Origin of the sequence: Paranoxybacillus vitaminiphilus (genome assembly GCF_003259935.1) — a bacterium.
GTDB classification, from domain to species: Bacteria; Bacillota; Bacilli; order Bacillales; family Anoxybacillaceae; genus Paranoxybacillus; species Paranoxybacillus vitaminiphilus.
Genome location: NZ_QLMH01000005.1, coordinates 175645 through 201592, shown reverse-complemented (window position 1 = coordinate 201592; position 25948 = coordinate 175645). Strand labels below are relative to the sequence as shown.

The 25948-nt window shown below is 42.5% G+C and carries 28 protein-coding genes and 1 tRNA gene; 1 reads left to right on the top strand and 28 read right to left on the bottom strand.

Annotation, left to right across the window (positions count from 1 at the left end):
* Window positions 1–13: 13 nt before the first annotated feature.
* From B0I26_RS08570 to B0I26_RS08545, 6 genes are all read right to left on the bottom strand, one after another.
* The gene (locus B0I26_RS08570; RefSeq protein ID WP_111645021.1) at window positions 14–1198 is read right to left on the bottom strand and encodes a phosphoglycerate kinase; all 1185 of its coding nucleotides are present in this window, start codon (window positions 1196–1198) and stop codon (window positions 14–16) included.
* 124 nt (window positions 1199–1322) lie between these two features.
* Entirely contained in the window at window positions 1323–2330 is a 1008-nt protein-coding gene (gap, locus tag B0I26_RS08565; protein WP_111645020.1) for a type I glyceraldehyde-3-phosphate dehydrogenase, read from the bottom strand.
* A 40-nt stretch (window positions 2331–2370) separates the two neighbouring features.
* Complete coding sequence (locus tag B0I26_RS08560) at window positions 2371–3390, bottom strand: sugar-binding transcriptional regulator (protein WP_111645019.1); 1020 nt, start codon at window positions 3388–3390, stop codon at window positions 2371–2373.
* 137 nt (window positions 3391–3527) lie between these two features.
* Complete coding sequence (locus tag B0I26_RS08555) at window positions 3528–3773, bottom strand: glutaredoxin family protein (RefSeq protein WP_111645018.1); 246 nt, start codon at window positions 3771–3773, stop codon at window positions 3528–3530.
* Window positions 3774–3796: 23 nt separating this feature from the next.
* Window positions 3797–5098 carry an RNA polymerase factor sigma-54 gene (gene rpoN / locus B0I26_RS08550; protein WP_111645048.1) on the bottom strand — a complete coding sequence of 434 codons (1302 nt, stop codon included), beginning with the start codon at window positions 5096–5098 and terminating at the stop codon, window positions 3797–3799.
* Window positions 5099–5618: 520 nt separating this feature from the next.
* Window positions 5619–5690 (bottom strand) — tRNA-Arg (locus tag B0I26_RS08545).
* Between the two features lie 227 nt (window positions 5691–5917).
* On the opposite strand from B0I26_RS08545, the gene clpP reads away from it, so the two are divergent.
* On the top strand, window positions 5918–6508 hold the full coding sequence (gene clpP, locus B0I26_RS08540) for an ATP-dependent Clp endopeptidase proteolytic subunit ClpP (RefSeq protein ID WP_111645017.1): 591 nt from the start codon (window positions 5918–5920) through the stop codon (window positions 6506–6508).
* 185 nt (window positions 6509–6693) lie between these two features.
* On the opposite strand, the gene B0I26_RS08535 is transcribed toward clpP, so the two are convergent.
* The 22 genes from B0I26_RS08535 to B0I26_RS08425 all read right to left on the bottom strand — a co-directional run bounded on the left by B0I26_RS08535 (window position 6694) and on the right by B0I26_RS08425 (window position 25863).
* Window positions 6694–6951 (bottom strand): HPr family phosphocarrier protein, encoded by a 258-nt coding sequence (locus B0I26_RS08535; protein ID WP_111645016.1) that lies wholly within the window; start codon window positions 6949–6951, stop codon window positions 6694–6696.
* Between the two features lie 22 nt (window positions 6952–6973).
* Entirely contained in the window at window positions 6974–7936 is a 963-nt protein-coding gene (gene whiA, locus B0I26_RS08530; protein WP_111645015.1) for a DNA-binding protein WhiA, read from the bottom strand.
* Between the two features lie 83 nt (window positions 7937–8019).
* Window positions 8020–8979 (bottom strand): gluconeogenesis factor YvcK family protein, encoded by a 960-nt coding sequence (locus tag B0I26_RS08525; protein ID WP_111645014.1) that lies wholly within the window; start codon window positions 8977–8979, stop codon window positions 8020–8022.
* Entirely contained in the window at window positions 8976–9869 is an 894-nt protein-coding gene (rapZ, locus tag B0I26_RS08520) for an RNase adapter RapZ (protein ID WP_111645013.1), read from the bottom strand. The genes B0I26_RS08525 and rapZ overlap by 4 nt, the downstream gene beginning before the upstream one ends.
* Window positions 9870–9895: 26 nt before the next feature.
* Complete coding sequence (locus B0I26_RS08515; protein WP_111645047.1) at window positions 9896–10354, bottom strand: NUDIX hydrolase; 459 nt, start codon at window positions 10352–10354, stop codon at window positions 9896–9898.
* A 507-nt stretch (window positions 10355–10861) separates the two neighbouring features.
* On the bottom strand, window positions 10862–11809 hold the full coding sequence (gene trxB / locus B0I26_RS08505) for a thioredoxin-disulfide reductase (RefSeq protein WP_111645046.1): 948 nt from the start codon (window positions 11807–11809) through the stop codon (window positions 10862–10864).
* A gap of 94 nt (window positions 11810–11903) precedes the next feature.
* On the bottom strand, window positions 11904–13391 hold the full coding sequence (locus B0I26_RS08500) for a tetratricopeptide repeat protein (RefSeq protein ID WP_111645012.1): 1488 nt from the start codon (window positions 13389–13391) through the stop codon (window positions 11904–11906).
* Window positions 13392–13580: 189 nt separating this feature from the next.
* Window positions 13581–14216, bottom strand: a complete 636-nt coding sequence (hisIE, locus tag B0I26_RS08495; protein ID WP_111645011.1) for a bifunctional phosphoribosyl-AMP cyclohydrolase/phosphoribosyl-ATP diphosphatase HisIE — start codon at window positions 14214–14216, stop codon at window positions 13581–13583.
* The gene (gene hisF / locus B0I26_RS08490) at window positions 14213–14971 is read right to left on the bottom strand and encodes an imidazole glycerol phosphate synthase subunit HisF (protein WP_111645010.1); all 759 of its coding nucleotides are present in this window, start codon (window positions 14969–14971) and stop codon (window positions 14213–14215) included. The genes hisIE and hisF overlap by 4 nt, the downstream gene beginning before the upstream one ends.
* Complete coding sequence (hisA, locus tag B0I26_RS08485) at window positions 14968–15705, bottom strand: 1-(5-phosphoribosyl)-5-[(5-phosphoribosylamino)methylideneamino]imidazole-4-carboxamide isomerase (RefSeq protein WP_111645009.1); 738 nt, start codon at window positions 15703–15705, stop codon at window positions 14968–14970. Before hisA ends, hisF begins: the two co-directional genes overlap by 4 nt.
* The gene (gene hisH, locus B0I26_RS08480) at window positions 15705–16340 is read right to left on the bottom strand and encodes an imidazole glycerol phosphate synthase subunit HisH (protein WP_111645008.1); all 636 of its coding nucleotides are present in this window, start codon (window positions 16338–16340) and stop codon (window positions 15705–15707) included. The genes hisA and hisH overlap by 1 nt, the downstream gene beginning before the upstream one ends.
* Window positions 16341–16928 (bottom strand): imidazoleglycerol-phosphate dehydratase HisB, encoded by a 588-nt coding sequence (hisB, locus tag B0I26_RS08475; protein ID WP_111645007.1) that lies wholly within the window; start codon window positions 16926–16928, stop codon window positions 16341–16343. It abuts the gene before it with no gap.
* Between the two features lie 13 nt (window positions 16929–16941).
* Window positions 16942–18210 (bottom strand): histidinol dehydrogenase, encoded by a 1269-nt coding sequence (gene hisD / locus B0I26_RS08470; RefSeq protein ID WP_111645006.1) that lies wholly within the window; start codon window positions 18208–18210, stop codon window positions 16942–16944.
* 17 nt (window positions 18211–18227) lie between these two features.
* Window positions 18228–18851, bottom strand: coding sequence for an ATP phosphoribosyltransferase (gene hisG, locus B0I26_RS08465; RefSeq protein WP_111645005.1), 624 nt, complete (start codon window positions 18849–18851; stop codon window positions 18228–18230).
* A 3-nt stretch (window positions 18852–18854) separates the two neighbouring features.
* Window positions 18855–20033: an ATP phosphoribosyltransferase regulatory subunit gene (locus tag B0I26_RS08460; protein WP_245934737.1), complete on the bottom strand. Its 1179-nt coding sequence runs from the start codon at window positions 20031–20033 to the stop codon at window positions 18855–18857.
* 292 nt (window positions 20034–20325) lie between these two features.
* Window positions 20326–20844, bottom strand: a complete 519-nt coding sequence (locus B0I26_RS08455) for an acyltransferase (RefSeq protein WP_111645004.1) — start codon at window positions 20842–20844, stop codon at window positions 20326–20328.
* Window positions 20845–20847: 3 nt separating this feature from the next.
* Window positions 20848–21489, bottom strand: a complete 642-nt coding sequence (gene ppaX / locus B0I26_RS08450; protein ID WP_111645003.1) for a pyrophosphatase PpaX — start codon at window positions 21487–21489, stop codon at window positions 20848–20850.
* On the bottom strand, window positions 21486–22415 hold the full coding sequence (locus B0I26_RS08445; protein ID WP_409991418.1) for a nucleoside recognition domain-containing protein: 930 nt from the start codon (window positions 22413–22415) through the stop codon (window positions 21486–21488). The genes ppaX and B0I26_RS08445 overlap by 4 nt, the downstream gene beginning before the upstream one ends.
* 27 nt (window positions 22416–22442) lie before the next feature.
* Window positions 22443–23252 carry a prolipoprotein diacylglyceryl transferase gene (gene lgt / locus B0I26_RS08440; protein WP_111645001.1) on the bottom strand — a complete coding sequence of 270 codons (810 nt, stop codon included), beginning with the start codon at window positions 23250–23252 and terminating at the stop codon, window positions 22443–22445.
* Between the two features lie 12 nt (window positions 23253–23264).
* Window positions 23265–24200 carry an HPr(Ser) kinase/phosphatase gene (gene hprK / locus B0I26_RS08435; protein ID WP_111645044.1) on the bottom strand — a complete coding sequence of 312 codons (936 nt, stop codon included), beginning with the start codon at window positions 24198–24200 and terminating at the stop codon, window positions 23265–23267.
* A 148-nt stretch (window positions 24201–24348) separates the two neighbouring features.
* Window positions 24349–24711, bottom strand: a complete 363-nt coding sequence (locus B0I26_RS08430; RefSeq protein ID WP_111645000.1) for a phage holin family protein — start codon at window positions 24709–24711, stop codon at window positions 24349–24351.
* 54 nt (window positions 24712–24765) lie between these two features.
* A complete protein-coding gene (locus B0I26_RS08425) occupies window positions 24766–25863 on the bottom strand; it encodes a DUF4097 family beta strand repeat-containing protein (RefSeq protein ID WP_111644999.1) in 1098 nt (365 codons plus the stop codon).
* Window positions 25864–25948 lie beyond the last annotated feature (85 nt).

Genomic DNA, 25948 nt, shown 5'->3' with positions numbered 1-25948 from the left:
AAAATGGGAGAGATTACTTGTCATTTAAGGCAACAACGCCTGGAAGCTGCTTTCCTTCCATAAACTCAAGTGAAGCTCCGCCGCCTGTTGAAATATGATCCATTTTATCAGCAAGGCCAAATTTCTCAACCGCAGCTGCTGAATCGCCACCGCCGATGACGGAATATGTATCGTTCGCATCAGCTAATGCTTGAGCAACAGCTTTTGTTCCCTCAGCAAAGGCGTCCATTTCAAATACTCCCATCGGTCCGTTCCAAATCACTAATTTTGATTTCAAAATCACGTCACGATAAAGTTCACGTGTTTTCGGACCGATATCAAGCGCTTCCCAATCGCTTGGAATGGAGTCAATACCAACGACTTTTTTATTCGCATCGTTGGAGAAGTCATCCGCTACAACAACGTCCACAGGCATATAGAAGTTGACGCCTTTTGCTTTCGCCTTCTCCATAAACGATTTGGCAAGCTCCATTTTGTCTTCCTCAAGCAAAGACTTACCGATTTCATGGCCTAAAGCTTTTACAAATGTGTAAGCAAGGCCGCCGCCGATGATTAAGTTATCGACTTTATCCAATAAATTTTCAATGACGCCGATTTTATCTTTTACTTTCGCGCCGCCAATAATCGCTGTAAATGGACGCTCCGGGTTAGAAAGAGCTTTTCCTAATACTTCGATTTCTTTTTCCATTAAGAAACCGGCTACAGCTGGCAAGTAATGTGCAATTCCTTCTGTTGAAGCGTGCGCGCGATGAGCAGCCCCGAAAGCATCGTTGACATAAATGTCTGCCAGCTCAGCAAATGCTTTCGCAAGCTCTGGATCGTTTTTCTCTTCGCCCGGATAGAAACGCACGTTTTCAAGAAGCAATACATCGCCTTCATTCATTTGTGCAATCGCGTTTTTCACTTCGTCACCGTAAGCTTCATCTGTTTTAACAACGTTTTTGCCTAAAAGTTCGCTCAAACGTTCTGCCACTGCGTTCAAACGCATCTCTTCAACGACTTTTCCTTTTGGACGGCCAAGGTGGCTCGCTAAAATCACTTTTGCCCCTTGCTCAGACAAATATTGAATCGTTGGAAGAGCTGCACGAATGCGGGTGTCATCCGTCACTTTGCCGTCTTGCATCGGCACGTTAAAATCGACGCGGCAAAAGACACGTTTCCCTTTGACATCAATATCGCGGACGGTTTTTTTGTTCATGGCAAAAAGCCTCCTTTTTTAGACAAATGTAGTCCCTACATACGAAAAGGAGTGGGGAAAACCCCCGCTCCCCTTTCCATTTCAATATTATAGACTTGATTGAGCGACGAATACAATTTTTTTCTTATAATCCTTTAGAAGCGATGTATTCAGCTAAGTCAACTACACGATGAGAGTAGCCAGTTTCGTTGTCATACCAAGATACAACTTTCACCATGCGGCCTTCCATCACCATTGTAGAAAGCGCGTCAATTGTTGAAGAAGCTGGGTTGCCATTGTAGTCACGAGATACTAACGGCTCTTCGCTGTACGCTAAAATGCCTTTTAGTTCTCCTTCTGCTGCTGCTTTTAATGCTGCATTCACTTCTTCTACTGTTACATCTGTTTCAAGCTCTGCAACAAGGTCGACAATAGAAACGTTTGGCGTTGGCACACGCATCGCCATACCGTTTAATTTACCTTTTAACTCAGGCAACACAAGCGCAACTGCTTTTGCCGCACCTGTCGTTGTTGGAATAATAGATTCTGCTGCCGCACGAGCACGACGTAAATCTTTATGCGGTAAATCCAAGATTTGTTGGTCGTTTGTATAAGCGTGAACGGTTGTCATCATACCGCGTTTGATTCCGAATTTTTCATGAAGTACTTTTGCAAATGGTGCTAAGCAGTTTGTTGTACAAGAAGCGTTAGAGATAACATGATGGTTTGCCGGATCATATTTATCTTGGTTAACACCCATAACAATGGTAATATCTTCGTTTGTTGCAGGTGCAGAGATAATTACTTTTTTCGCGCCAGCTTCTAAGTGTTTAGCCGCATCTTCGCGCTTTGTGAAGCGGCCAGTAGATTCAACAACGATGTCTACGCCTAATTCGCCCCAAGCTAATTGAGCTGGGTCACGCTCGGCTTTAACGATGATTTCTTTTCCGTTTACAACAAGGTTATTGCCGTTTACAGAAACTTCTGCATCTAATGTTCCGTGAACAGAATCATACTTTAAAAGATGTGCAAGTGTTTTTGCGTCTGTTAAGTCATTGACAGCGACTACTTCAATGTTAGGGTTTTTTAATGCTGCGCGGAATACGTTACGACCGATACGACCGAAACCGTTAATACCAATTTTTACCGCCATGATTAGTTCCTCCTTAAAATTTTTATATTTTTCAGGGATTTTACTCCCTTATTAACTCTCTTGCCGCTCCTTCATCTGTAATTAATACAGAATGATGAGCTTGTTTCATATAAGCCTTAATTGCTTTTGCCTTAGAGGCACCGCCAGCGACCGCAATGACATGTTCAACTTTTTTTACATCTTCAAGCTGAATGCCCATCGTCTTTACTTTGTGCACAACTTCGCCTTCTTGATTAAAGTAATAGCCAAATGCTTCGGCCACCGCACGACGTTGTTTAATTTTTTCTATTTCTTCTGATGCGGTTTTGCGGCGCTCCGCCATCGTAATAGCATCACCAATGCCGTGAATGACCATGTTTGAAGAGCGAATGAGATCCAGCACTTCCTTGATAGCAGGCTCTTCAATCATGGATTGATATGCCTCATCGCTTAATTGATCAGGCACATGAAGAAGGCGGTAGTTCCCCATTGCTTTTTCCGCCATGCGGGCGCAAATCGTATTGGCTTGATTTTTTACATCTTCTCCAAGACCGCCGCGGGCTGGCACAAATAAAATATCGATTTGTTTTAGTTCAGGAGTCATCATTTCAGCGACAGCGGCAAGTGTTGTCCCACCTGTGACAGCGACAATGCTTTGACTCGTTAATCTTTCTTTCATACAAGCAACACAAGCCCGCCCCATCTCTTTTTTCACCCAAGGGGAAAGGTCGCTATCGCCTGCGACAACGATGACATCTTTTATATCAAGAAGGCTCTTTATCTTTCTTTCCAAATCTTTCAACCCTGAAACTTCTTTCATCATATCTTCCAGATTTTTTAACAGCTCGCTTCCTTCAGGCGTTACGCTCATTCCAGCAGAACTAATGTCAATTAAATTCTGCTCTTTTAAAAATTGAACTTCCGAACGAAGCACGCGCTCGCTAATGCCTAGGTTGGTTGACAGCACTCTTCTGCCAATCGGCTGCATCAGCCGAATATGATGCAAAATTTGATAACGTTTTTGCATGATTTCAAGAAGATCAGGTAATAATTTTTTTTGTGCATCAATCAACGTTTGCATGCAGTTCCTTTCCCCTTGTTGTTTCATGGTCAATCACTGGACATAAAATGTCCCGGTATGACATATTATGTCCCGCAATAATCAAAAAAAATCACTCCTGCTTTACAATTTTATTTTAACAGGAGTGAAAGCTATCTTCAACCATTTAGCTTATGGAGTAAGCGCTTTCTTGTGACATCTTTATGAATCATTCCATATCCAATTTCTTCACCATCGATTTCAATAACCGGAATCATCAATTGATATTTTTCAAGCAAACGATCATCTTTATAAATATCGATTTCTTCTACTTCAAACGAAAATTCTCTTTGCAACTCCTGCAAAATGGTTTTCGCTTTCTCACATAAACCGCAATCGACTTTCGAATAAAGAGTAACTTTCATTCATCCCACTTCCTAACACTAAACTAATATCTTTTTCGCTTCGCTGAAGACGGAATGTTTAACTGCTCCCGATATTTTGCAACGGTACGTCTCGAAATGACGATTCCATATTTTTCGCAAAGCAGCTCAGCAAGCTTTTGATCCGATAGAGGCACACTTTTATTTTCCTGTTCAATAAGCTGTTTAATCAATGCTTTTGCCTGTGCCGCTGAAGCGTCTTCACTTGCATTAGCCAGCGAAATGGCACTGCTGAAGAAATATCGCAGCTCTACCGTACCGTATGGGGTTTGGACATACTTATTTTTAACAGTTCTGCTTACCGTTGACTCATGAACGTTTAATTCTTCCGCAATCTCCCGCATCGTTAACGGCTTGAGGGCTGAAAACCCCTTTTCAAAGCATTCTGCCTGCTTTTCCACAATCTTATTCATCACATTTACTAACGTTTGCTTTCTTTGTTCTAAGCTTTTTACCAGCCATTCAAATTGCTGATACTTTTCTTTAATGAACTGTTCAATTTGCTTATCACGCCCGCGGCTAATTTTCTTTTCGTAGCTGCTGTTCCAAATGAGCTGTGGAAGGACTTCGTCGTTTAATAAAACGCAAAAGCCTTCGTCGCAGCGTTCAACAATTAAATCAGGGGCAATAAAATGCGATTCTGCCTTCGCATAGGGACTTCCCGGCCGCGGCTGAAGTGTGCATATTAAGTCGGCGACTTGCTGAATCTCCTTTATATCAACATTCAATTGTTTCGCCAACGTTTTCCATGCTTTTTCAGCAAACATTAAAAAGTAGTGCAAAACAATTTGTTCAGCTAATTCATTTCGGCTTGGCAAACGAACAAGCTGTAAATATAGACATTCTTGTAAACTGCGGGCGCCAACTCCTGCCGGCTCTAACGATTGAAGCACGCGAATCGCCTGCTGAACAGCCTCAACTGTTACAGCTAAACGGTTGGCTATTTCTGCTTCGTCAGCGCGCAAATACCCATCCTCATCAAGCGAGTGAATCAAATAATTCATAATCCTTCGTTGTTCGGGGGACAATTGAGCCATACTAAGCTGCATTAATAAATAGGAGGCTAGCGTTTCCGAAGATGTTCCAATATTTTCAATCATGTTTTTCTTTTCTTGGTGATTATGTAGTCGTTTGTACTTTTCAGTGCGTTGATTGTCTCTTATTTCAAGAAAAGGATTTTCCAGCGATTGCTCATACAAAAAAGAGCGCAATTCCAACGTTGAGTACTGCAATAATTCAATCGCTTGTGTTAATTCTTTTGTGAGCGAGAGCTTCAGTTGCTGCTGCTGAAGTAATTCGGCTCTCATCATATAAACATCCCCCCTTCTCGCTTATTGTACAATAAGAACACGAAACAGTGTATGGAAATGAATTGTAAGAAGATATAAACTTTTCTGTCCGCTATTTCGAGAAAAATTTGCGTCAACATGTTGAAGTGAACAAGAAGTTGCAAAGTAGAGCTGCTGCGAGTTCTGATATTCCCGCCTTAGCCAACCATTAGTCCGCTTTCTGCCAAACTTAGACGAGGCGTACAACAAAAGGAAAGAAGAAAATCAATCAATGATTTACCATTAACATATTCCACAATGTTATGGTATAATCCTAGTTACAGCGGACAAGTGCCGCACAATATTCAATGTTTTGTCCAGTGCCGGCACACTGGGCTTTTATTTTTATAATAAAAAAATCCCTGTGTTAAACACAGGGATTTTTTTATTATGGCTGAATAATCTCTAACTCTCTTGTGACCCCTTTGAAATAAAAAACTTTTCTGCGGGTAAAGGACATTTTCTTTCAGCTTCAGGCACTCACCATCGTTTTTCTGTACGCCCTCGGCAGGATTCGAACCCACGCTAAGAGAACCGGAATCTCTCGTGCTATCCACTACACTACGAGGGCATTCTGTTTAACTGCATATTTCATTATATTCAATAAACGGTTTGTTTGCAAGAAGAAAATATGTTTAAAAAAATAGCAAAATGATTATGATGTATGAAGGTATGAAGAATAAAAAAGAGAATAAATAATAAGCATAGCTAATAGTTTTTTGTTTGACCTTAATTGACCAATTATGTATGATAGAAAATACATGGAATAATTATTACATACCTAAAGGAGGAAAAACGATGAACTTAATTCCTACAGTTATTGAACAAACAAGCCGCGGTGAGCGCGCATACGACATTTATTCCCGTCTATTAAAAGACCGAATCATTATTCTTGGAAGCCCTATTGATGACCATGTCGCAAACTCAATCGTATCACAATTATTGTTTTTAGCAGCTGAAGATCCTGAGAAAGATATTTCCCTTTATATTAACAGCCCTGGCGGCTCCATTACGGCAGGCATGGCCATTTATGATACGATGCAGTTTATTAAGCCTGATGTCTCAACCATTTGCATCGGTATGGCTGCCTCTATGGGTGCCTTCCTTCTTGCTGCAGGTGCAAAAGGAAAACGTTTTGCTTTACCGAACAGCGAAATCATGATTCACCAACCGTTAGGAGGGGCACAAGGTCAAGCAACAGACATCGAAATCGCGGCAAAACGCATTCTCTTCTTGCGCGACAAACTCAATCGCATTTTAGCACAGAACACAGGTCAACCGATTGAAGTCATTGAGCGCGATACGGATCGTGACAACTTCATGACAGCGGAACGCGCAAAAGAGTATGGATTGATCGACCGCGTGTTAACTCGTGTAGACGAGAAGTAATAGAAAATGAAAAAAGGCTGACCTAAGTATCTAACCTCACGCGCAATCCACAATATACAGTGCTTTATCGACTATCTATTATGGTTGCGGTTGCGGGGTCTGACACTTTGCTTAAGGGTCAGCCTCTTTCCATTTACTTTTTGTGATGCCCATCCTTCGGTCGCTTTAGGCTATATACATGAATTTTATCCTTCTTTCTCTACGTATTTTGTCAAAGCCTCAATCGCTTCTTTCTCATCTGGTCCTTCAGCAATGAGTTTGATGATAGAACCTGAACTAATTGCCAAGCTCATGATCCCCATAATACTTTTTGCATTCACTTTTTTGCCGTTTTTCTCAAGATAAATGTCAGCAGTAAAACGGTTGGCCTCCTGTACAAACAAAGCAGCAGGACGTGCCTGCAGCCCTGTTTTTAACCGTACTTCTACCTGTTTTTCTACCATGGTCATCTTCCTCCCCTATATATTAAAGTGATTTGCGGAAATCAATCGGTTGGCCTGCTCTTAATTTTTCAGCAATCTCATCAATTTTGCGGAGACGATGATTAATTCCAGATTTGCTAATTTTTCCGCTCGACACCATTTCTCCGAGTTCTTTTAATGTCACGTCTTGATAAGTCATTCTTAATTCTGCAATCTCTCGCAGCTTCTCCGGCAGCGCGCTTAAACCAATTGTCTCATCAATATATCGAATGTTTTCCACCTGTCTAAGAGCAGCACCAATCGTTTTGTTTAAATTGGCTGTCTCGCAATTGACAAGCCGATTGACAGAGTTTCTCATATCTCTGACAATGCGGATATCTTCAAACCGAAGCAATGCTTGGTGGGCGCCGATAATATTTAAGAATTCGGCTATTTTTTCCGCCTCTTTTAAATACGTAATGAACCCCTTTTTTCGTTCCAATGTTTTTGCATTTAAATAAAAATGGGTGTTCATTAATTCACATAACGAATCATTATGCTCTTTATAGAGAGAAAAAATTTCAAGATGATAAGACGACGTTTCCGGATTGTTCACGGAACCGCCTGCAAGAAATGCTCCACGCAAATAAGAACGCTTACAGCATTTCTTTTTAACGAGTTCTGGTGAAATGACGCGAATAAGCGAAAATCCTTCCGCAAGTATTTTCAAATCCTCTAATAACTCACGAGCACCTTCCACGACGCGTACAATATATACATTATTTTTCTTTAGCCGCATTTTTTTGCGCACAAGCAATTCAACCGTTACTGTGTAACCTTTTTTGATTAATATATAAATTCTTCTTGCAATCGCTGCATTTTCTGTTTGAACGTCCAATGTTAGTTTCCGATTGGAAAATGACAGAGAGCCGTTCATACGCAGCAATGCAGATAATTCTGCTTTCAAGCAGCAAGGCTTCACTTCAAGATTCGTTAATTCTTTTTTTGTCTCTGATGCAAACGACAATGTTTCCACCTCCACAATTAGTGAGTGGCAAAAGAAAAGGAAGGAGGTGCTTCTAAAAGGATTGAATCGATTCGGAAGGTGCATTAACAAGGCAAAAGAGAAACGAGCAAGGCCGCTACTTTATTTGTATCATGACGAATCACATTGTCTTCGTAACTAATGATGCTGTCATGAATAATCGACAACCCTAATTGTTTTAAATTTTCGATGTCGTATTTAACCGGCTCCGCCAGCTCTTTCGCATAACGTTTTTGAATCTCGTCAGGAATATTTTCATCATTTACGAGAATGGTATCAAGAAATGCGCAGTTCATATGATTGTACAGCGCTTTCACATGATCGCTAGCAGTATAGTTTAATGTTTCTCCTGCTTGGGTCATGACATTGCATATATAAATTTTTTTCGCTTTCGCCTTGCAAACTTCTTCCCCGATTTTCGGTACTAAAAGGTTAGGCAAAATGCTTGTATATAAGCTGCCCGGCCCAACGACAATCAAGTCGGCAGAGCGAATTTCCTCAATCGTTTCAGGAAGCGGCTCAATATGTTCCGGAGTTAAAAATACTTTTTTAATTTTTTTGCCGGAGTAAGGGATTTTTGATTCCCCCGAAACAATCGTTCCGTCTTCCATTTCCGCGTGAAGGACGACGCTTCGGTTCGCTGCCGGCAACACTTTCCCCCGTACGTTTAACACTTTGCTCATTTCGCGAATGGCATTGACAAAATCGCCAGTAATCGAAGTCATGGCAGCTAAAATTAAATTCCCAAGCGAATGTCCTGACAACCCGTTTCCGTTTTGGAAGCGGTGTTGAAATAGCTCTTCAATGAGCGGCTCTACATCAGACAGAGCAGCCAGCACATTGCGAATATCTCCAGGAGGCGGAATGTCCAATTCATCGCGCAGCCTTCCAGAGCTTCCACCATCATCTGCCACTGTTACGATCGCTGTAATATCGACGGGATATTGCTTCAACCCGCGCAATAATACTGGCAGCCCCGTTCCGCCGCCAATAATCACAATCTTAGGCTGTTTTCTCGTTCTCATTTATGTTTTTCCTTTCTCCTCTCGATGTCACGGTGAGAAACATGTGTTTTATAGTCTTTCGAAAAGTGGTTAGCAATGTATTCAGCCAACGTTACGGAGCGATGCTGCCCGCCCGTGCAACCGATTGCGATAACGAGCTGGCTTTTTCCTTCCCGCTTGTAATGCGGCAACATAAATGTGAGTAAATCGACGACTTTTTCAATAAATTTTTGTGTTTCACTCCACTTTAACACGTAGGAAGATACTTCTTCATCAAGCCCTGTCTTCGGCCTCATATGATCAATATAATGCGGATTTGGCAGGAAGCGAACATCAAATACTAAGTCGGCATCAATAGGAATCCCGTATTTAAACCCAAATGAAACGACATTAACCGTAAAAGTCTGCTGGGCATTTGCAGAAAATTGCTGCAAAATTTTCTCGCGCAGCTCTCTTGGTTTTAAATTAGACGTATCATAAATAATTTGCGCCCTTCCCTTTAATTCTTCTAACAGTTCCCGCTCAAGGCGAATCCCTTCGAGCGGCAACCCGTTAGGTGCCAGTGGATGAGCGCGCCGCGTCTCTTTATATCGGCTGACAAGCGTTGCATCATTCGCATCAAGAAATAGAATTTGCGGTGTCACCCATGATTTTTCTGCAAGCTCATCTAATGCTGTAAATAAGCTGTCGAAAAAGTCACGGCTGCGCAAATCCATCACGAGAGCCACTTTGTTCATCTTATTCCCTGACTCTTTCATTAGCTCAAGAAATTTTGGAAGCAATGTTGGCGGTAAATTATCGACGCAAAAAAACCCTAAATCTTCAAAGCTTTGAATCGCGACCGTCTTGCCGGCTCCTGACATTCCAGTAATAATCACCATTTGAATATTGTTTGCTGAACCTGCGCTCATAAACCGCCCCTCCTCTTCATCTATGCTCAGCTTGGATCTAAGCGATACGACAGCAGTTCGAAGCTTTCCGTATAAGTAAAAGTGCCGTAGATGATGCCAGAACCTTTAATCACATAGTCCAAAATATGATAATCTCCCGGTGCCATTGGAAGTTGACTAATCGTTTCAATCGGATGCCACTCCAGCTTTCCTTCTTCACTAGTCTCTACATTTTCTCCCTCAAATTGATCGGCAAAAAACGTGAACATCATCCATTCAGAAATGATTTGTTCATCCTTTTTTATAAGAATGGTAAAAATCCCTTTTAGCTCCGGATTTTTTAAGTATATTCCCGTTTCTTCACGATATTCGCGAATGCAAGACTCACGAATGGATTCTCCCTGCTCCATCTTCCCGCCGGGAGCAACCCACCATCCACGGCTCGGCTTTTGTAAAAGCAATACTTTCCCATCTTTTACTAAGACGCAATTTGTCACCCGTTGCAACTCATTCACCTCAATATATGTCATAACACTCTCATTTTTATCATTATACTATTTACAGCGAGTAACATGTAGAGGCAGGAGAAAAATTATAATATATTTTTTACATATTTATCCTTGAACCTCACACAAATACATTTGCGTGATTCTTTAACGAGAAACAAATGGGATTAGACCGATTTGCTTCTCGAAAGGACCGCCAAAAGCCCCCTAGCCACCTTGTCCAAATGGGACGTGTGGTCACTTGTTCTTAAAATGTTAGCAGCTCCATTTAAATCAGTATTTACAAAAATATGCAAGCAAACCTGACGTTTGATTCGATTTTTATACCTTGTTCATCTTTAATGGATTGCAATCGGCTATTTTTCATAAAAAAGAAGCACGGGAAACAACACCCGTGCAATTATTTAAATCTATATTAAAGGGGGTCAATTACTGTCTTTAGCATACCGCAAAATTATTTCATCCATGTTACAGCTAAATTAAAGGTATATTACGGTTTTGTTGAAATTATTTAACATTTAACTTTTCTTTTAATTCCTCTACATAATGCTGAGCGCTCTGTGCGGCAATGCTGCCGTCTCCTGTAGCTGTAACAATTTGACGCAATGATTTTTCGCGCACGTCCCCCGCGGCAAAAATGCCAGGAATTTTTGTTTCCATACGCTCATTTGTCTCAATATAGCCATTTTCATTCGTAATTCCAAGATTTGTAAACGGCTTTGTAAGAGGAACCATACCGATATAGATGAATACACCATCGCAAGGGAATTCCCGTTCCTCTCCTGTTTGTGTGTTTACAAGCGTCACACTGCCGACTTTTCCATCTTTTTCATGAATTTGTTTAACCGTATGGTTCCAAATAAAATCGATTTTCTCATTGGCAAAAGCGCGATCTTGCAGGATTTTTTGCGCGCGCAGCTGATCGCGGCGATGAACGATCGTTACTTTATTCGCAAAACGAGTTAAATATACTCCTTCTTCCACAGCAGAGTCACCGCCGCCGACAACGACGAGGTCTTTTCCTTTGAAAAACGCACCGTCACATACGGCACAATAAGAGACACCGCGTCCGCCCAATTCTTTTTCGCCAGGCACTCCCAGTTTTTTATACTCCGCACCTGTCGCGATAATGACGGCACGTGCTTTATATTCCTTGTTGCCAGTGACAATCGTTTTATATTCCTCGCCATCAATAATTTCTTTCACTTCTCCGTAAGCATATTCCGCACCAAACTTTTTCGCGTGTTCAAACATTTTTGTTGAAAGCTCAGGTCCTAAAATATGCTCATATCCCGGATAGTTTTCAACATCCTCCGTATTGGCCATTTGTCCGCCCGGAACGCCGCGTTCAATCATTAATGTCGATAAATTCGCACGGGATGTATAAACAGCTGCTGTCATTCCTGCCGGCCCCGCTCCTACAATAATGACATCGTAAATTTTTTCTTCAGACACCATTGTCCACTCCTTTACAGTCCAATTACCCTTCTGTTTATTATTTCCTCAGCTCTATCGTATATAACTCATTGACAAACGTCTATTAATTTGCTCAACGCCACAGGCTCTTTACCGCTTTTACATATTTTTTCACGGTCGAGATGGAGATTCCGTACTTTTCCGCTACGGCCTGCTGTGTAATTTTTTCTCCATTCTGCTTGCCCCACACATATTCCGTCGCTGCCGCCCAAGCGGAGTGGTTTGAAAAATCATGCGCCAATTCAGCGGCATTTTGAAAAATAGAAAACCATGCAACGCACATTCTTTCATCGAAAACATCATTGTTTTTCCAAAGCACATCAACAATGGAAAAGCTATCAGCGACGTTGGCAGAGATGGTCCTAGCTGCTGGGGAAACAATATAGTTTGCAAACGACTGAACACACGAATTGGCATGTAAATGCTGCTGAAAACAAGCTTGTTTAATTAACTCATCCTTATACAGCGATTTGCCCACTAAATATAATCCATATAAAATTTCCGGCGTGTTCTCGCTATTTAACCACTGTTGAATCCGCACGATTTCCTGCGGTTTTGCTGAAGAAGCGCACGACCACGGCTCTTGTCCCTTTTTTTCCGGACTTAAATGAATGACTTTTTTCCACATTGTTTCGGCAAATTGTTTATGTCCTCTATAATATGCAGCATAAGAAAGCCAGTAATAAAAAGCTCCATCGCCATCGAAGCCCGTTTTATATAAGTTATGCAGCCACTTGAAAGCAAGATCAAAGCGCCCGACAAGCGCAAATGTTGCCCCCAGCTTGTAGCGATGCTCCATTAAAAACGGATATACAGACTCAAGTTTTCTTATAAGGCGATCCACTTCTTTTTCTTCATGCAAATAATAATAAAAGACAAGCATATTGCAAAGCGCATGCAAGTTTCCCGGATTTTGCCGCAAAACTTCTGCAATCATATGCTGCGCCTTTTTAACATCTCCAATATAAAAATAACATAATGCCAAATTATTGTAGGCCGACCAAAATTGCGGATAATCTTTAATAATGTCCTCAAGCAGTTGAATCGCTTCCTGGAACTGCCCTTTTTCCAGCAAATTGCGCGCCCGCTCTTGCTTCACAATTAAATCGTCTTGATTATCCAGCGTGTGTTCATCCTCGTTTTCAATGCTTAGCAATTCCAGCAAATCCTCTGTCTCTTCCACGAAGCTGCCATCCGGCTCACGCTCTATATACATTTCTGCATATTTCATCGCTTCGCGGAACAAACCAAGATGGGCATAGTTGTTCGCAATAAAATAGAAACATTCTGTCATTTCCGGATCCAATTCATTTACAATGATGAAAAACAGTTGATTTGCTGCTTGATATTCTCCTAAATCAGACAGCACAACCGCCAATTCGCATAAAAACATGGGATCATGCGGATTCAAATGAACGGCCCGCTCTAAATACTTTTTCGCTCTATATAAATCACGCCGACGATAGGCAGCTAATCCTTTTTTAAAATAATACTCTCCGTTTTGCACGAACGGAATCACTTGTCCTGTTTGCCATTTTTTTGTCTTCAAATGTTTTCGCATTGAATCCTCCGATTTCTGTGAAATTTACCGAAAAGAAGTATAGCACATTCTTATCAAGAACAGTAGTTAAAATAAAAAAAGAACTGACCCCATAAGCATCTGACCTCACGCACATTCCACAATATTTCCCCAATGTGATATGTTATATATTGTGTTGCGGGGTCTGACACTTTTCTTTGGGTCAGCCGCTTATTTTTGTTTTTTTAAATGGCGTTCGGTTAATACATGAAGAATATCATCAAGAGGCAATTTTTGTTCGCGCAATAAAACGAGCAGATGATAAAGCAAGTCTGCTACTTCCCATTTTAACTCATCATGGTTTCCGTTTTTAGCGGCAATGATTACCTCCGCTGCCTCTTCGCCGACTTTCTTCAAAATTTTATCAATGCCCTTTTCGAATAAATAGGTGGTATATGCTCCTTCCGGCCGCTCTGCTTCACGCTCAGCAATGATTTGTTCAAGCTGATTAATAATCGCAAAGCGGTCATTGAATAGGTTCGCCGGCTGTTCATTGATTCGTTTCGCAAAACAAGAATAGCTTCCTGTATGACAAGCAGGACCTTTAGGCTCAACAAGAACGAGGAGGGCATCTTTGTCACAGTCATAACGTATATCAACGATACGCTGCGTATTGCCGGATGTCGCTCCTTTATGCCAAAGCTCCTGGCGCGAGCGGCTGTAAAACCATGTCTCCCCTGTTTCCAACGATTTTTTCAGCGATTCCTTGTTCATATAGGCAAGCGTTAACACTTCCTTGCTTTGCGCATCTTGAACAATCGCCGGAACAAGCCCTTTTTCGTCAAATTTTATATCCGGGAGATTCATCGGACATTTACCCCTCTCTCTTTTAAATACGCCTTTACTTCTTTCACGCTTGTTTCTTTATAATGGAAAATCGATGCTGCTAAAGCGGCATCTGCCTTTCCTTCAAGAAAGGCTTCGACAAAATGCTCCGCTTTGCCTGCCCCGCCTGAAGCAATGACAGGAACGGAAACCGCTTCGCTGACCTTTCTTGTTAACGCTAAATCAAAGCCGTTTTTCTCACCGTCGCAATCCATGCTTGTTAGTAAAATTTCCCCTGCACCTCGATTCACGGCTTCCTTCGCCCATTCAACGACTTCCCAATCCGTAGCATTGCGGCCGCCATGCGTATAGACACGCCAAGAACCAAGCTCCTTATCATATTTGGCATCAATCGCCACGACAATACATTGTGAACCGAAGAAGTCTGCCCCTTCGCTAATGAGCCGTGGAGTTTTAACGGCTGCCGTATTCAAGGAAACTTTATCTGCTCCGGCGCGCAAAATCTTTTTCATGTCCTCTAACGAGTTAATGCCGCCGCCAACCGTAAATGGAATCGCCAGCTGTGCTGCTACCTTTTCGACGACCTCAATCATTGTTTTCCTTCCTTCGTGAGAAGCAGAAATATCTAAAAAGACGAGTTCGTCCGCTCCCTCGGCATCGTAAAATTTCGCCAGTTCCACCGGGTCACCGGCATCGCGCAATTGCACAAACTGCACGCCCTTTACAACCCGTCCATCTTTTACGTCCAAACAAGGAATAATGCGCTTTGTAATCATTCACCAGCCACCTCTTTCAAAGCCTCGGCAACGGTAAATTGCTTCGTATATAATGCTTTGCCGACAATCGCCCCAATGACTCCATTTTCAGCAAATTTCTTTAACAATTTTAAATCTTCAAGCGAGCTCACTCCACCTGAAGCGATGACATTTTTGCCTGTCACCCTTGCCATTTCGGCAACTGCCTGTACATTCGGCCCTGAAAGCATTCCGTCCGTGGCAATATCAGTAAAAATGAACGTTTCTGCACCAGCTGCCGCCAACTCTTTCCCAAGATCGGTGGCTTTTACCGTTGAAGTGTTTAACCAGCCTTCCGTCGCTACAAAGCCGTCTTTTGCATCAATGCCGATTGCAATCCGCGAGCCATATTTAGCGAGCATCTCTTTGACAAACAGCGGATTGGAAATGGCTGCGCTTCCTAAAATCACCCGATCGACACCATTTTCCAAATAATAGGAAACATCTTCCTCCGTGCGGATACCGCCGCCAATTTGCACTTTTACGTTTAATTTTTTTGCCACTTCCAGCACGAAGCGGTCATTGACGCGCTTTCCTTCTTTCGCGCCGTCAAGGTCAACCATATGAATCCATTCGGCTCCTTGTTCAGCAAACAGCTTTGCCATATCAAACGGTGAATCTCCATAAACCGTTTCCTTATTATAATCACCTTGCAAAAGGCGGACACATTTGCCGCCGCGCATATCAATCGCCGGATAAATCGTAAATGCCGCCATCACTCGCTCACCGTTCCTTCCACAATATTCGCATAGTTTTGTAAAATATTCATGCCGATTTTGCTGCTTTTTTCCGGATGAAATTGCGTGCCAAATACGTTTTTTTCGCCGACAACAGCCGGTACGTCCACATCATAAGAACTGCTTGCTAATACCACTTCCTGAGCATCTGTTTTCACATAGTATGAATGAACGAAATACACATATCCTTCTTCTACATCGTTTAAGAGCGGTGATGGATGATGGAACATTAAACGATTCCAACCCATGTGCGGCACTTTGTATGTTTCACCGTTTGGAGTCACCCCCGGGAAACGAACAACCCGCCCTTTTAACAATCCGAGCCCTTTTGTTAAGCCATTTTCTTCGCTTTCTTCAAACAAAAGCTGCATGCCAAGGCAAATGCCCAAGAGCGGCTTTCCTTCTTCGGCAGCTGTACGAATAAAATGCGCCAAACCTGTTTTGTTTAAAATATGCATCGCGTCTTTGAACGAGCCAACACCTGGTAAAATGAGCCCTTTTGCTTCTGTTAGCTTTTCTGGATTGTCTGAAATAAAATATTCATAATTTAAACGTTCCAATGCCTTGCTGACGCTGTACAAATTCCCCATTCCGTAGTCAATAATGCCGATCATTTATAACATTCCTTTCGTTGATGGAACTCCTTGAACGCGCGGATCAATCATCGTCGCCTCATCGAGCGCCCGTCCCAACGCTTTAAATACGGCTTCAATCATATGGTGCGTGTTGCGTCCGTAATGAACAATCACATGCAAATTCATCCGCGCTTCGAGCGCTAATTTCCATAAAAATTCGTGAACTAATTCGACATCAAACGTTCCTACTTTTTGACTTGGAAACTCGCCGCGGAATTCAAAGTGAGGACGGTTGCTTAAATCGACAACGACTTGCGCGAGCGCCTCATCCATTGGAACAAACGCGTTGCCATAACGTTTAATTCCCTTTTTATCGCCGAGAGCTTCACGCAGCGCTTGGCCTAAACAAATGCCGATATCCTCTGTTGTATGATGATCATCAATTTCAACATCGCCTTTTGCGTTTACTTTTAAATCAAACTGTCCGTGTTTTGTGAACAAATCAAGCATATGTGTTAAAAATGGAACCCCTGTTTCCAATTCTGCTTTTCCTTCGCCGTCAATGACAAATTCCAGTTGAATGTCTGTTTCTTTCGTTGTTCGTGACACGAATGCTTGACGTACCATGTCGTTTCCCCCCTTATTTTTTGAAGCGTTCCTCGACTGCGCGCGCATGAGCCTCGAGCCCTTCTAACCGTGCCAGCGCAGCAATTTTTGTGTAATTTTCCTGCAACGCCTGTTCGCTGTATAAAATGATGCTCGATTTTTTCACAAACTCATCGACGCTTAACCCGCTGGAAAAACGCGCTGTCCCGTTCGTCGGCAGCACATGGTTCGTTCCCGCAAAATAATCGCCGACAGGCTCAGAACTGAATCGGCCTAAGAAAATCGCTCCGGCATTGCGAATTTGCCCAATGAGACTCATCGGATCTTTTGTTATAATTTCTAAATGTTCAGGAGCCAGCTCGTTGACCGCAGCAACCGCCTCTTCAAGCGTGTCCGTCACATAAATCGCACCGTAATTTTCCAAAGAGGCAGCCGCTATTTCTTTACGCGGCAATGTTTCCAGCTGTTTTTTCACTTCGCTGGCTACCTCTAATGCCAGTTTCATCGAAGGAGTGACAAGAATGCTTGATGCGCGCTCATCATGTTCTGCCTGCGATAAAAGATCAGCCGCTATTTCGTTCGCTTTTGCCGTCTCATCCGCTAATACAACAATTTCACTTGGCCCGGCAATCATATCGATCGCCACTTGACCGAATACTTCCCGTTTCGCCAAGGCGACATAAATGTTTCCCGGACCAAAAATTTTATCGACAGGCTGAATCGTTTCCGTTCCATAAGCAAGCGCGGCAATTGCCTGGGCGCCGCCCACTTTATAAATTTCCTTCACGCCCAGCTCATTCGCAGCAACAAGCACTCCTGCCGGCAGCGTCCCTTGCTTGTTCGGCGGCGAAACAATGACAATGCGCTTCACTCCTGCTACTTGCGCCGGAATGACATTCATCAATACGGAAGAAGGATAAGCGGCCGTACCGCCTGGAACGTACAAGCCAACCGCATCAAGCGGGGTGACCTTTTGCCCAAGAATTGTTCCGTCTTCTTTCATCATCATCCAAGATTCTCGCTTTTGCCGTTCATGATAATCGCGGATGTTTTCCGCTGCTTCACGAATAATTTCTACCATCTCTTCATTGACTCGCGTGTAAGCTTGTTCGATTTCCTGCTCAGAAACGCACAGCGATTGAAGGGAAACACCGTCAAATTTCTTTGTATATTCTTTCAGTGCCTGATCGCCGTTTCGTTTCACATCGTCTATAATGGCAAGCACTTGCTGCCGTTGTTCTTCTGTGCCGGTTTCAAGCGATCGTTTTAATGAAACTGTATTTGCTATCCGTTCAATTTTCATATTGCCGCACTCCTTTTTTATTCGTCGCCAATGACGAGCGATAAACGCTCAATAATCTCATCAATTTTCGCATCTTTCATACGATAGCTTACCGGGTTAACAATCAATCTTGACGTAATTTCCGCGATTCGCTCCAACTCTACTAATCCGTTTTCCTTCAGCGTTCTTCCCGTTGAAACGATATCGACAATGCGATCCGCTAAACCAATCAACGGTGCTAACTCAATGGAACCGTTTAATTTAATAATTTCGACTTGCTCGCCCTGCTCGCGAAAATAGCTTGAAGCAACATTGGGATATTTCGTCGCTACCCTTGGCGCAACTCCGTTCACTTTTCCGTTTGGCAATCCAGCCACCGCCAAATGACATTTGCTAATTTTTAAATCAAGGATTTCATATACGTCACGTTCTTCCTCAAGCATGACATCCTTTCCGGCAATGCCTAAATCAGCCACTCCATGCTCCACATATGTGACGACGTCCATCGGCTTTGCCAAAATAAAACGCATCTCTTCTTCGGAAACATCAATGATGAGTTTGCGCGACTCTTCAAATTCCGGCGGAAGGCGGTATCCTGCTTTCCGCAGCAGCTCCACTGCTTCTTCGAAAATCCGTCCTTTCGGCATCGCAATTGTAATCATGTCCTATTCATCCTTTCTGTCACTGCCAATCAAATAGGTGACATCGCTATATTGCTTTGTGCACGCATCAATATCTGTGATTCCCGAAATATGCTGCAATACGACTCTTTCACCTTTTCTGCGGCGCTCATTTGCCAGCTGAACCGCCTCGGCAAAACGCTCCTGACTAAAAATAATGCAATGAATATCGTTTTTTTCTTCCGGATCGCCGAGCGCTTCGATTAAACGGTCAACGCGAATGCCAAAACCGGTTGCCGGTGCTTTCCGCTCAAATTTCGCAAGCAGCTCGTCATATCTTCCCCCGTTTCCAAGCGGAAAACCGACATTCTCAGCATATACTTCAAACAAAATGCCTGTGTAATAATTCATATGGCTAATGAGATTTAAATCAATTTTAATCCGCTCAATGACTCCGTATAGACGAAGATGTTCAAAAAGCTGCTCCAGCTCGGTAACCGCTTTTGCTCCTTCTTTTGTATCGATTTGCTCCCGTGCCTCAGCGATTGTCGCTTCATCACCGCGCAGCTCAAGAAGCTTTAAGAGCCGCTGTTTGTCGATTGAAGAAAGCGGCAAAGCTTTGACATGCTCACGGTAACCGACATAATTTTTTTCATATAAAAAGCGGCGCAGCACATTCGCACGTTCCTCGTTTCCTAAAACATCCAAAAACAGCGCGTTCACATAACCAATATGGCCAATCGCTACAGTAAACCGCTTTAACCCCGTCTGTTCTAACGCAGCAATCATTAAGCTGATCACTTCCGCATCAGCGGCAATCGTGCCATCGCCGATACATTCCACACCGATTTGTTCAAATTCTGCCGGTCTGCCGCCTTCCCGCTGCTGCGCGCGAAACACGTTTGCATTGTAGGCAAGACGAAGCGGATTACCATTCTCATACAGCCTTGATGCCGCCAAGCGCGCGATTGGCGCCGTCATATCCGGGCGCAATACAAGTGTATGCCCTTGTTGATCCAACAGTTTAAACAATTGTTGGTCAAGAATGGCTGAAGCAGTTCCGACCGTTTCATAATATTCCAATGTTGGTGTTTCAATGAATTGATAGCCCCATTTTTCAATTTCATTTGTCATCGCATGACGGATTCGCTTTTTCATTTCATATAAAAACGGCAGTGTATCTCTCATTCCCAACGGCTTCTCAAACATAAACAACCTTGACATATTTACCCGTCCTTTATTCTCAAGTTCGTCAAACGCTTTAGTTTGCTAATATGGTAGAGAAGTGAAGTTATTTGTAGTTTACTCCTCAGAAACAAATGCGTCAACTATAAAGTTTTACGAAACTGCATTTAGACACTGGTTATTTCAATACAGATTGATTTTCCGATATTGATTTATTATCGGAAAATTCAGACTGATTTTTGTCTTTTATGTCGGTTTTTAATGTGAACTTATATAAAGCGATGCTTCCAGATACAGTGCATTTATGCATTTGCTAAAAAACGCACCCCAATCATTGCTTGGAATGCGCTCTTTGTTGTTCCATCTCTTCTTTCGTGTAAATGATTCGCATTGGGTTTCCACCGACAAAAGCCCCGGGAGGCACATCTTTATGAACAACCGTACCAGCGGCGACAACCGCACGATCACCGATGACGACTCCCGGCAGCACCGTCGAATTGGCACCAATCATCACTTCATCGCCAATGACGACATCGCCGAGACGATATTCGTCAATTAAATATTCATGGGCAAGAAGCGTCGTGTTGTAGCCAATAATCGAATTGCGCCCGACCTTAATTTTCTCAGGGAACATAATATCCGGCATGACCATTAAAGCAAATGCGGTATGTTCGCCAATCTCCATTTTTAAAAACGTGCGGTACAGCCAGTTTTTGACCGGCAAAAACGGCGTGTAACGCGCAATTTGAATGATGATAAAATTTTTGACGATTTTCCAAAACGAAACCGTTTTATACATTTGCCAAAGCGAATTCGTTCCCGATACCGGATATTTTGTCGTTCGTCTCACGTTTTATTTCACTCCTACAATTTCCAGCAAATCACTCATTTTTTCAAGCATAAAGTCCGGTTCGTATTTCTCTAAATATTCGCGACCTTTAATCGACCACGCGACTCCAGCCGTTTTTGTTCCGGCATTTTTTCCTGCTAAAATGTCATGGTAATTATCGCCGACCATGATTGTTTCTTGCGGTGATGACTGCAATATAGACAGTGCTTTAAAAATCGGTTCCGGGTCCGGCTTCGCTTTTTCGACATCATCAAGTGAGACAATGCACTGAAAGAAGCGATCCAGTTTTGTCAGCTTCAATCCCATTAAAACGGTGGAACGCACTTTCGTTGTGACGATGCCAAGTTTAAAGCCTTTTTCATGAAGCGTTTCTACTGTTTCATATACGGTTTCATATTCTTTTACAAGCTCATCATGCTTCTCATGGTTGAAAGCACGATACGTATCAATCATTTCCTGTACTCGCTCTTTGTCCATTGCTACAAACGTATCATAAAGAGGCGGCCCGATGAATGCCAGCACATCTTCCCGCTTGTATTGATGAGGATAATACTTTTCCAACGTATGCAAAAACGACTGAATAATGAGCTCATTTGTATCGATTAACGTTCCATCCAAATCGAATAAAATCGTGTTAATGTTCATAGTGCTGCTTCCTTTCTCTCTGTTTGCTGTATTCTACCCCAAATGAATCCGACCGACATCGTTAAAAGAATAGCCGTGACTAAACGAATGACTAATAACGGCCAAACAGGAATGCCAAGCGGCACAAACAATAGAGTGTCTTCAACAACCGCATGGCAGGCCACTAAAAAAATAAACGCGAGCGTCAAATCTTTCTTCGAAACATGATCTTCTTGAACCGCTTGAATCATCACCCCGGCACCGTAGGCAAGGCCAAATAAAAGCCCGGCGGCAAGCGTCATCGATGTGTTTTCCTTCATGCCAAGCGCTCTTGTTACAGGTGACATCCAACGTGAAAATTGATCAAGCCATTTTAAATCTTTTAAAATTTGAATACCTATCATTAACGGAATAACGATCATAGCTAATTGCCCGATGCCGAGCAATGCTTTTTCAACCCCGGAAAGGAAAATAGCTCCCCAACTCGTCAGCTGTTCCGGTGTTGCCGACACAAGACCATATTGTGCGATTTCATTTCCGCCTTGCCAAAGAATATGAATGAAAAACGCCGAGACAATCGCTAATCCGATGCGAACTGCCACCGTCATCGCTATGCTCACACCGACTTTCGCTGCGACACTCGATTCAACGAGCAAATTATGAGAAAACGAAAGCATGACCGCTAAAATGAACACTTCTTTTACTGTTAAATCGAGTGTCAAAATCGCGCCGATACCGGCATATAAATTCAAAAAATTCCCAAGAACTAACGGAATGGCTGCATCTCCAGATAAACCAATCCATTTCATAAACGGCGTAATAAAATCAATGATCCAATTGAGGATGGGGGTATGTTGTAAAACTGTTACAATAACGGTAATGGGAAAAATCACTTTTCCGAGCGTCCATGTTGTTTTAATCCCGACAAGCAAACCTTTTTTAAAAATATTAATCAATTTGTTTCTCCCCTTTGATTAATCAAGATAACGTTCCTTCGCCAGCCCTTTTGTTCTTCTAAATATCCAAATGCCAATCGCTGCTATAATAAGAACGATTGAAATAAATTGTGCCATTCTCAACGTATCTGTCAACATTAAGCTGTCCGTTCTCATTCCTTCGATGAAAAAGCGGCCGATTGAATACCAAATGATATAGCTGAGAAACAGCTCCCCGCGGCGCAAGTTGATTTTCCGCAGTAGAAGCAGAAGAAAAAAGCCTGTTACATTCCAAAGAGATTCGTATAAAAAAGTCGGATGATAATACTCCCCATTAATATACATTTGGTTAATAATAAATTCCGGCAAACGCAAATTTTCGAGAAACTCACGCGTGACCGGACCACCGTGGGCCTCTTGGTTCATAAAATTTCCCCAACGGCCAATCGCTTGACCTAAAATAATGCTTGGCGCAGCGATATCAGCCAGCTTCCAAAATGATAAGCCGCGTATTTTTGCGAATACAACCGTGGTAATAATCGCACCGATTAAGCCACCGTGAATCGCTAACCCGCCCTGCCAAATTTGCGGAATTTCCGCGAGATGCTTTGAATAATAGTCCCATTGGAAAATGACATAGTACGCACGCGCACATAAAATCGCTATCGGTACCGCCAATAAAACGAGATCGACAAATGTTTCTTTTGGAAGGCCGCGCCGCTCGGATTCCCGCATCGCTAAAAACAAACCGAGCAAAACACCTGTGCCAATGATGACTCCATACCAATAAATTGTAATCGGACCCAGCTCTAAAAAGACGCGGTCCAACGGCTGGATATTTGCTAACATATCGTCAACTCCTTATTCGTAATCGTGCTCGCTATCTTCAATGGCATCTGTCAGGCGGGCAGAAAACTCTTCGGCAGCATTCATTCCCATCCGCTTTAAGCGAAAGTTCATCGCTGCTACTTCAATAATGACTGCAAGGTTTCGTCCGGGTCTTACCGGAATCGTTAACTTCGTCAATTCCGTATCGATAATTTTCACTTTTTCCTCTTCCAGACCAAGACGGTCATATTGTTTTTTCGGATCCCATAGCTCTAAATCAATCACAAGAGAAATACGTTTATGCGGCCGGACGGCTCCCGCACCAAATAATGTCATTACATTAATAATACCTAGACCGCGAATCTCCAGCAGATGTTCAATTAACTCCGGGGCGCTGCCAACAAGTATGTCTTGGTCCTCTTGACGAATTTCCACGCAGTCATCAGCTACTAAACGGTGGCCGCGCTTCACAAGCTCAAGTGCCGTTTCGCTTTTTCCAACACCGCTTTTTCCGGTAATTAATACACCGACACCGTAGACATCGACTAACACTCCATGTACGGCCGTTGTCGGCGCCAATTTGCTTTCTAAATAGTTTGTCAAACGGCTCGATAAACGCGTCGTTTTCATATTAGAACGCATCACTGGCACCGAATTACGCTCAGAAGCCTCAATAAGCTCTTCTGGCACTTCTAGCCCTCGGGAAACGATGATTGCCGGCGTAATATCTGTACAAAGCTTTTCCATTCGCACTTTTTTGTCTTCTGGACTTAATTTTTCAAAAAAAGATAATTCCGTTTTTCCTAAAAGCTGAATACGTTCTGCCGGATAATATGTGAAATAACCAGCCATCTCAATTCCTGGACGCGATATATCACTCGTTGTAATCGGGCGGTGAAGCCCTTCTGCACCGCTCACAAGCTCTAAATTAAACTTCTCAATCAAATCTTTCGTCCGCACCTTTGGCACTTCTAATCCCCCCTTTTCATCTTTTACCATTGTAGCACTTTTCCCCCATTGTTTGAATGGGGGTCTGACCCCCACTGCATTAACGCGGTGAAGCAATGGGTCTGACCCCAAAAAAGAACGTTCCCCACTGAGCTCATGAGGGAACGTCTTAGTTATTACGCTGCAACGGTTCAATAATGGCTTTTTGGATCAGCAAATGAAAAAAGGAAAGAACGATGGAGGCAAGGATAGCTGTACCAAATCCGTCAATTTGAAAAGCATCTCCCATGATCGAAGACGTCATCATCAAAGTAATCGCATTAATGACAAACAAAAATAACCCAAGCGATAAAACAGTGATAGGAAGTGTTAAGAGAATGAGAAAAGGTTTTACGAAGATATTTAATACAGAAAGAATGATGCTTGCAACGAAAGCAGCACCGATACCTTCGAGATGAAAAGACTCAAAATAGCCAGCTATTACAATTAAAAGCAAAGCGTTGACAAAAATGTTGACAATCCAGCTAAGCATAACTGGCCGTTTTTTCGAAAATACTGGCTAATTTTGAGCTATTAATATGTTTCATCATTCACCATCTCCCATCGCTTTGATTGAAATAGAACCGGTTTTTGTATCGGCATAAACATAAGTGCCTCTTGTTTCATTTACGTTTGCCTTCAGCCGGACCAATTTTTGAATCGTCTCTTTTTTCTCTTCAATCACTGTTATTCCCGGATAATGATAAGACAGTCCTCCTATATTCGTCTTTAATTCTCCTTCGAATGCTATTTGTTCCGGAAGAAGTATTTGGATCGAACCAGTTACGGTTTTAGAAAGTACTGTATCGCTGTCCATATTTTCGATCCGGCACATAATACTGCCGCTAATACTTTGCAAATCAGCTTTATGATACTTTCCACTTATTTGAACTGCTCCATGTATATTTTCTGCTTCAAGCTGACGAACGGTACTTTCAGTGATTGTAATAGCACCATGTACTGTTTCTAATTCGACATTTTCCGCATTAATCCCTGCAAACTTAATCGCACCATTTGCCGTTTTTGCTCGCATTTTCTTCATCTGTAACTTTTCACCGCGAATATCTCCATTAAATAATCGTATTTTTCCATAATCGTAAGCCGATTGCGGAAGATAAATGACCGTATGCACCTTAAGCTGCTGTTTTGGAACAGAAAAGCGAAAACAACCTTTGTCTACAGAAAAAAGAACCTCCCGCAAAAAAAGCTGGCGGGCTGCTTCAGCCGAGTCAACACGGTAAACTTTGGCATCACATTCGATACGAATATCGGATTCATTCCATGGCACGAGTTCAACGCTGCCATTGGCAACATCAATATCTATCGTTTGAAAAAAAGCACTGTTTTGCTGAAAAATATGTTTAATTTCAAAGCTGTTGCCGAAGTTCAAATCCAAATCAAAATTTTTTACTTTTTTGAAAGTAACGTCAAGAAAATCAAACACTTTCTCTTTTAACGAAGACCATTTGACAGAAGAAGACTCATCTTGCTTCGTCTCAGTAAACTGAACATCGGTTGACAAAGCGGTAATCGCCTCAGCTGCTTTCTTTTCTGCCTGCTCCAGCTGCTCAAGCAGCATAAGCGCTTCTTCCGCTGTTAACTTTCCCTCTTCTACCATCTTTAAAATCCGCTTCCGTTCCTCCATCTTTATTCCCCCTTTTTTCGGGTCTGACCCCACTGCATTAACGCGGTGAAGCAGCGTATGTAGACCTCTATTCTTTTTTTATATA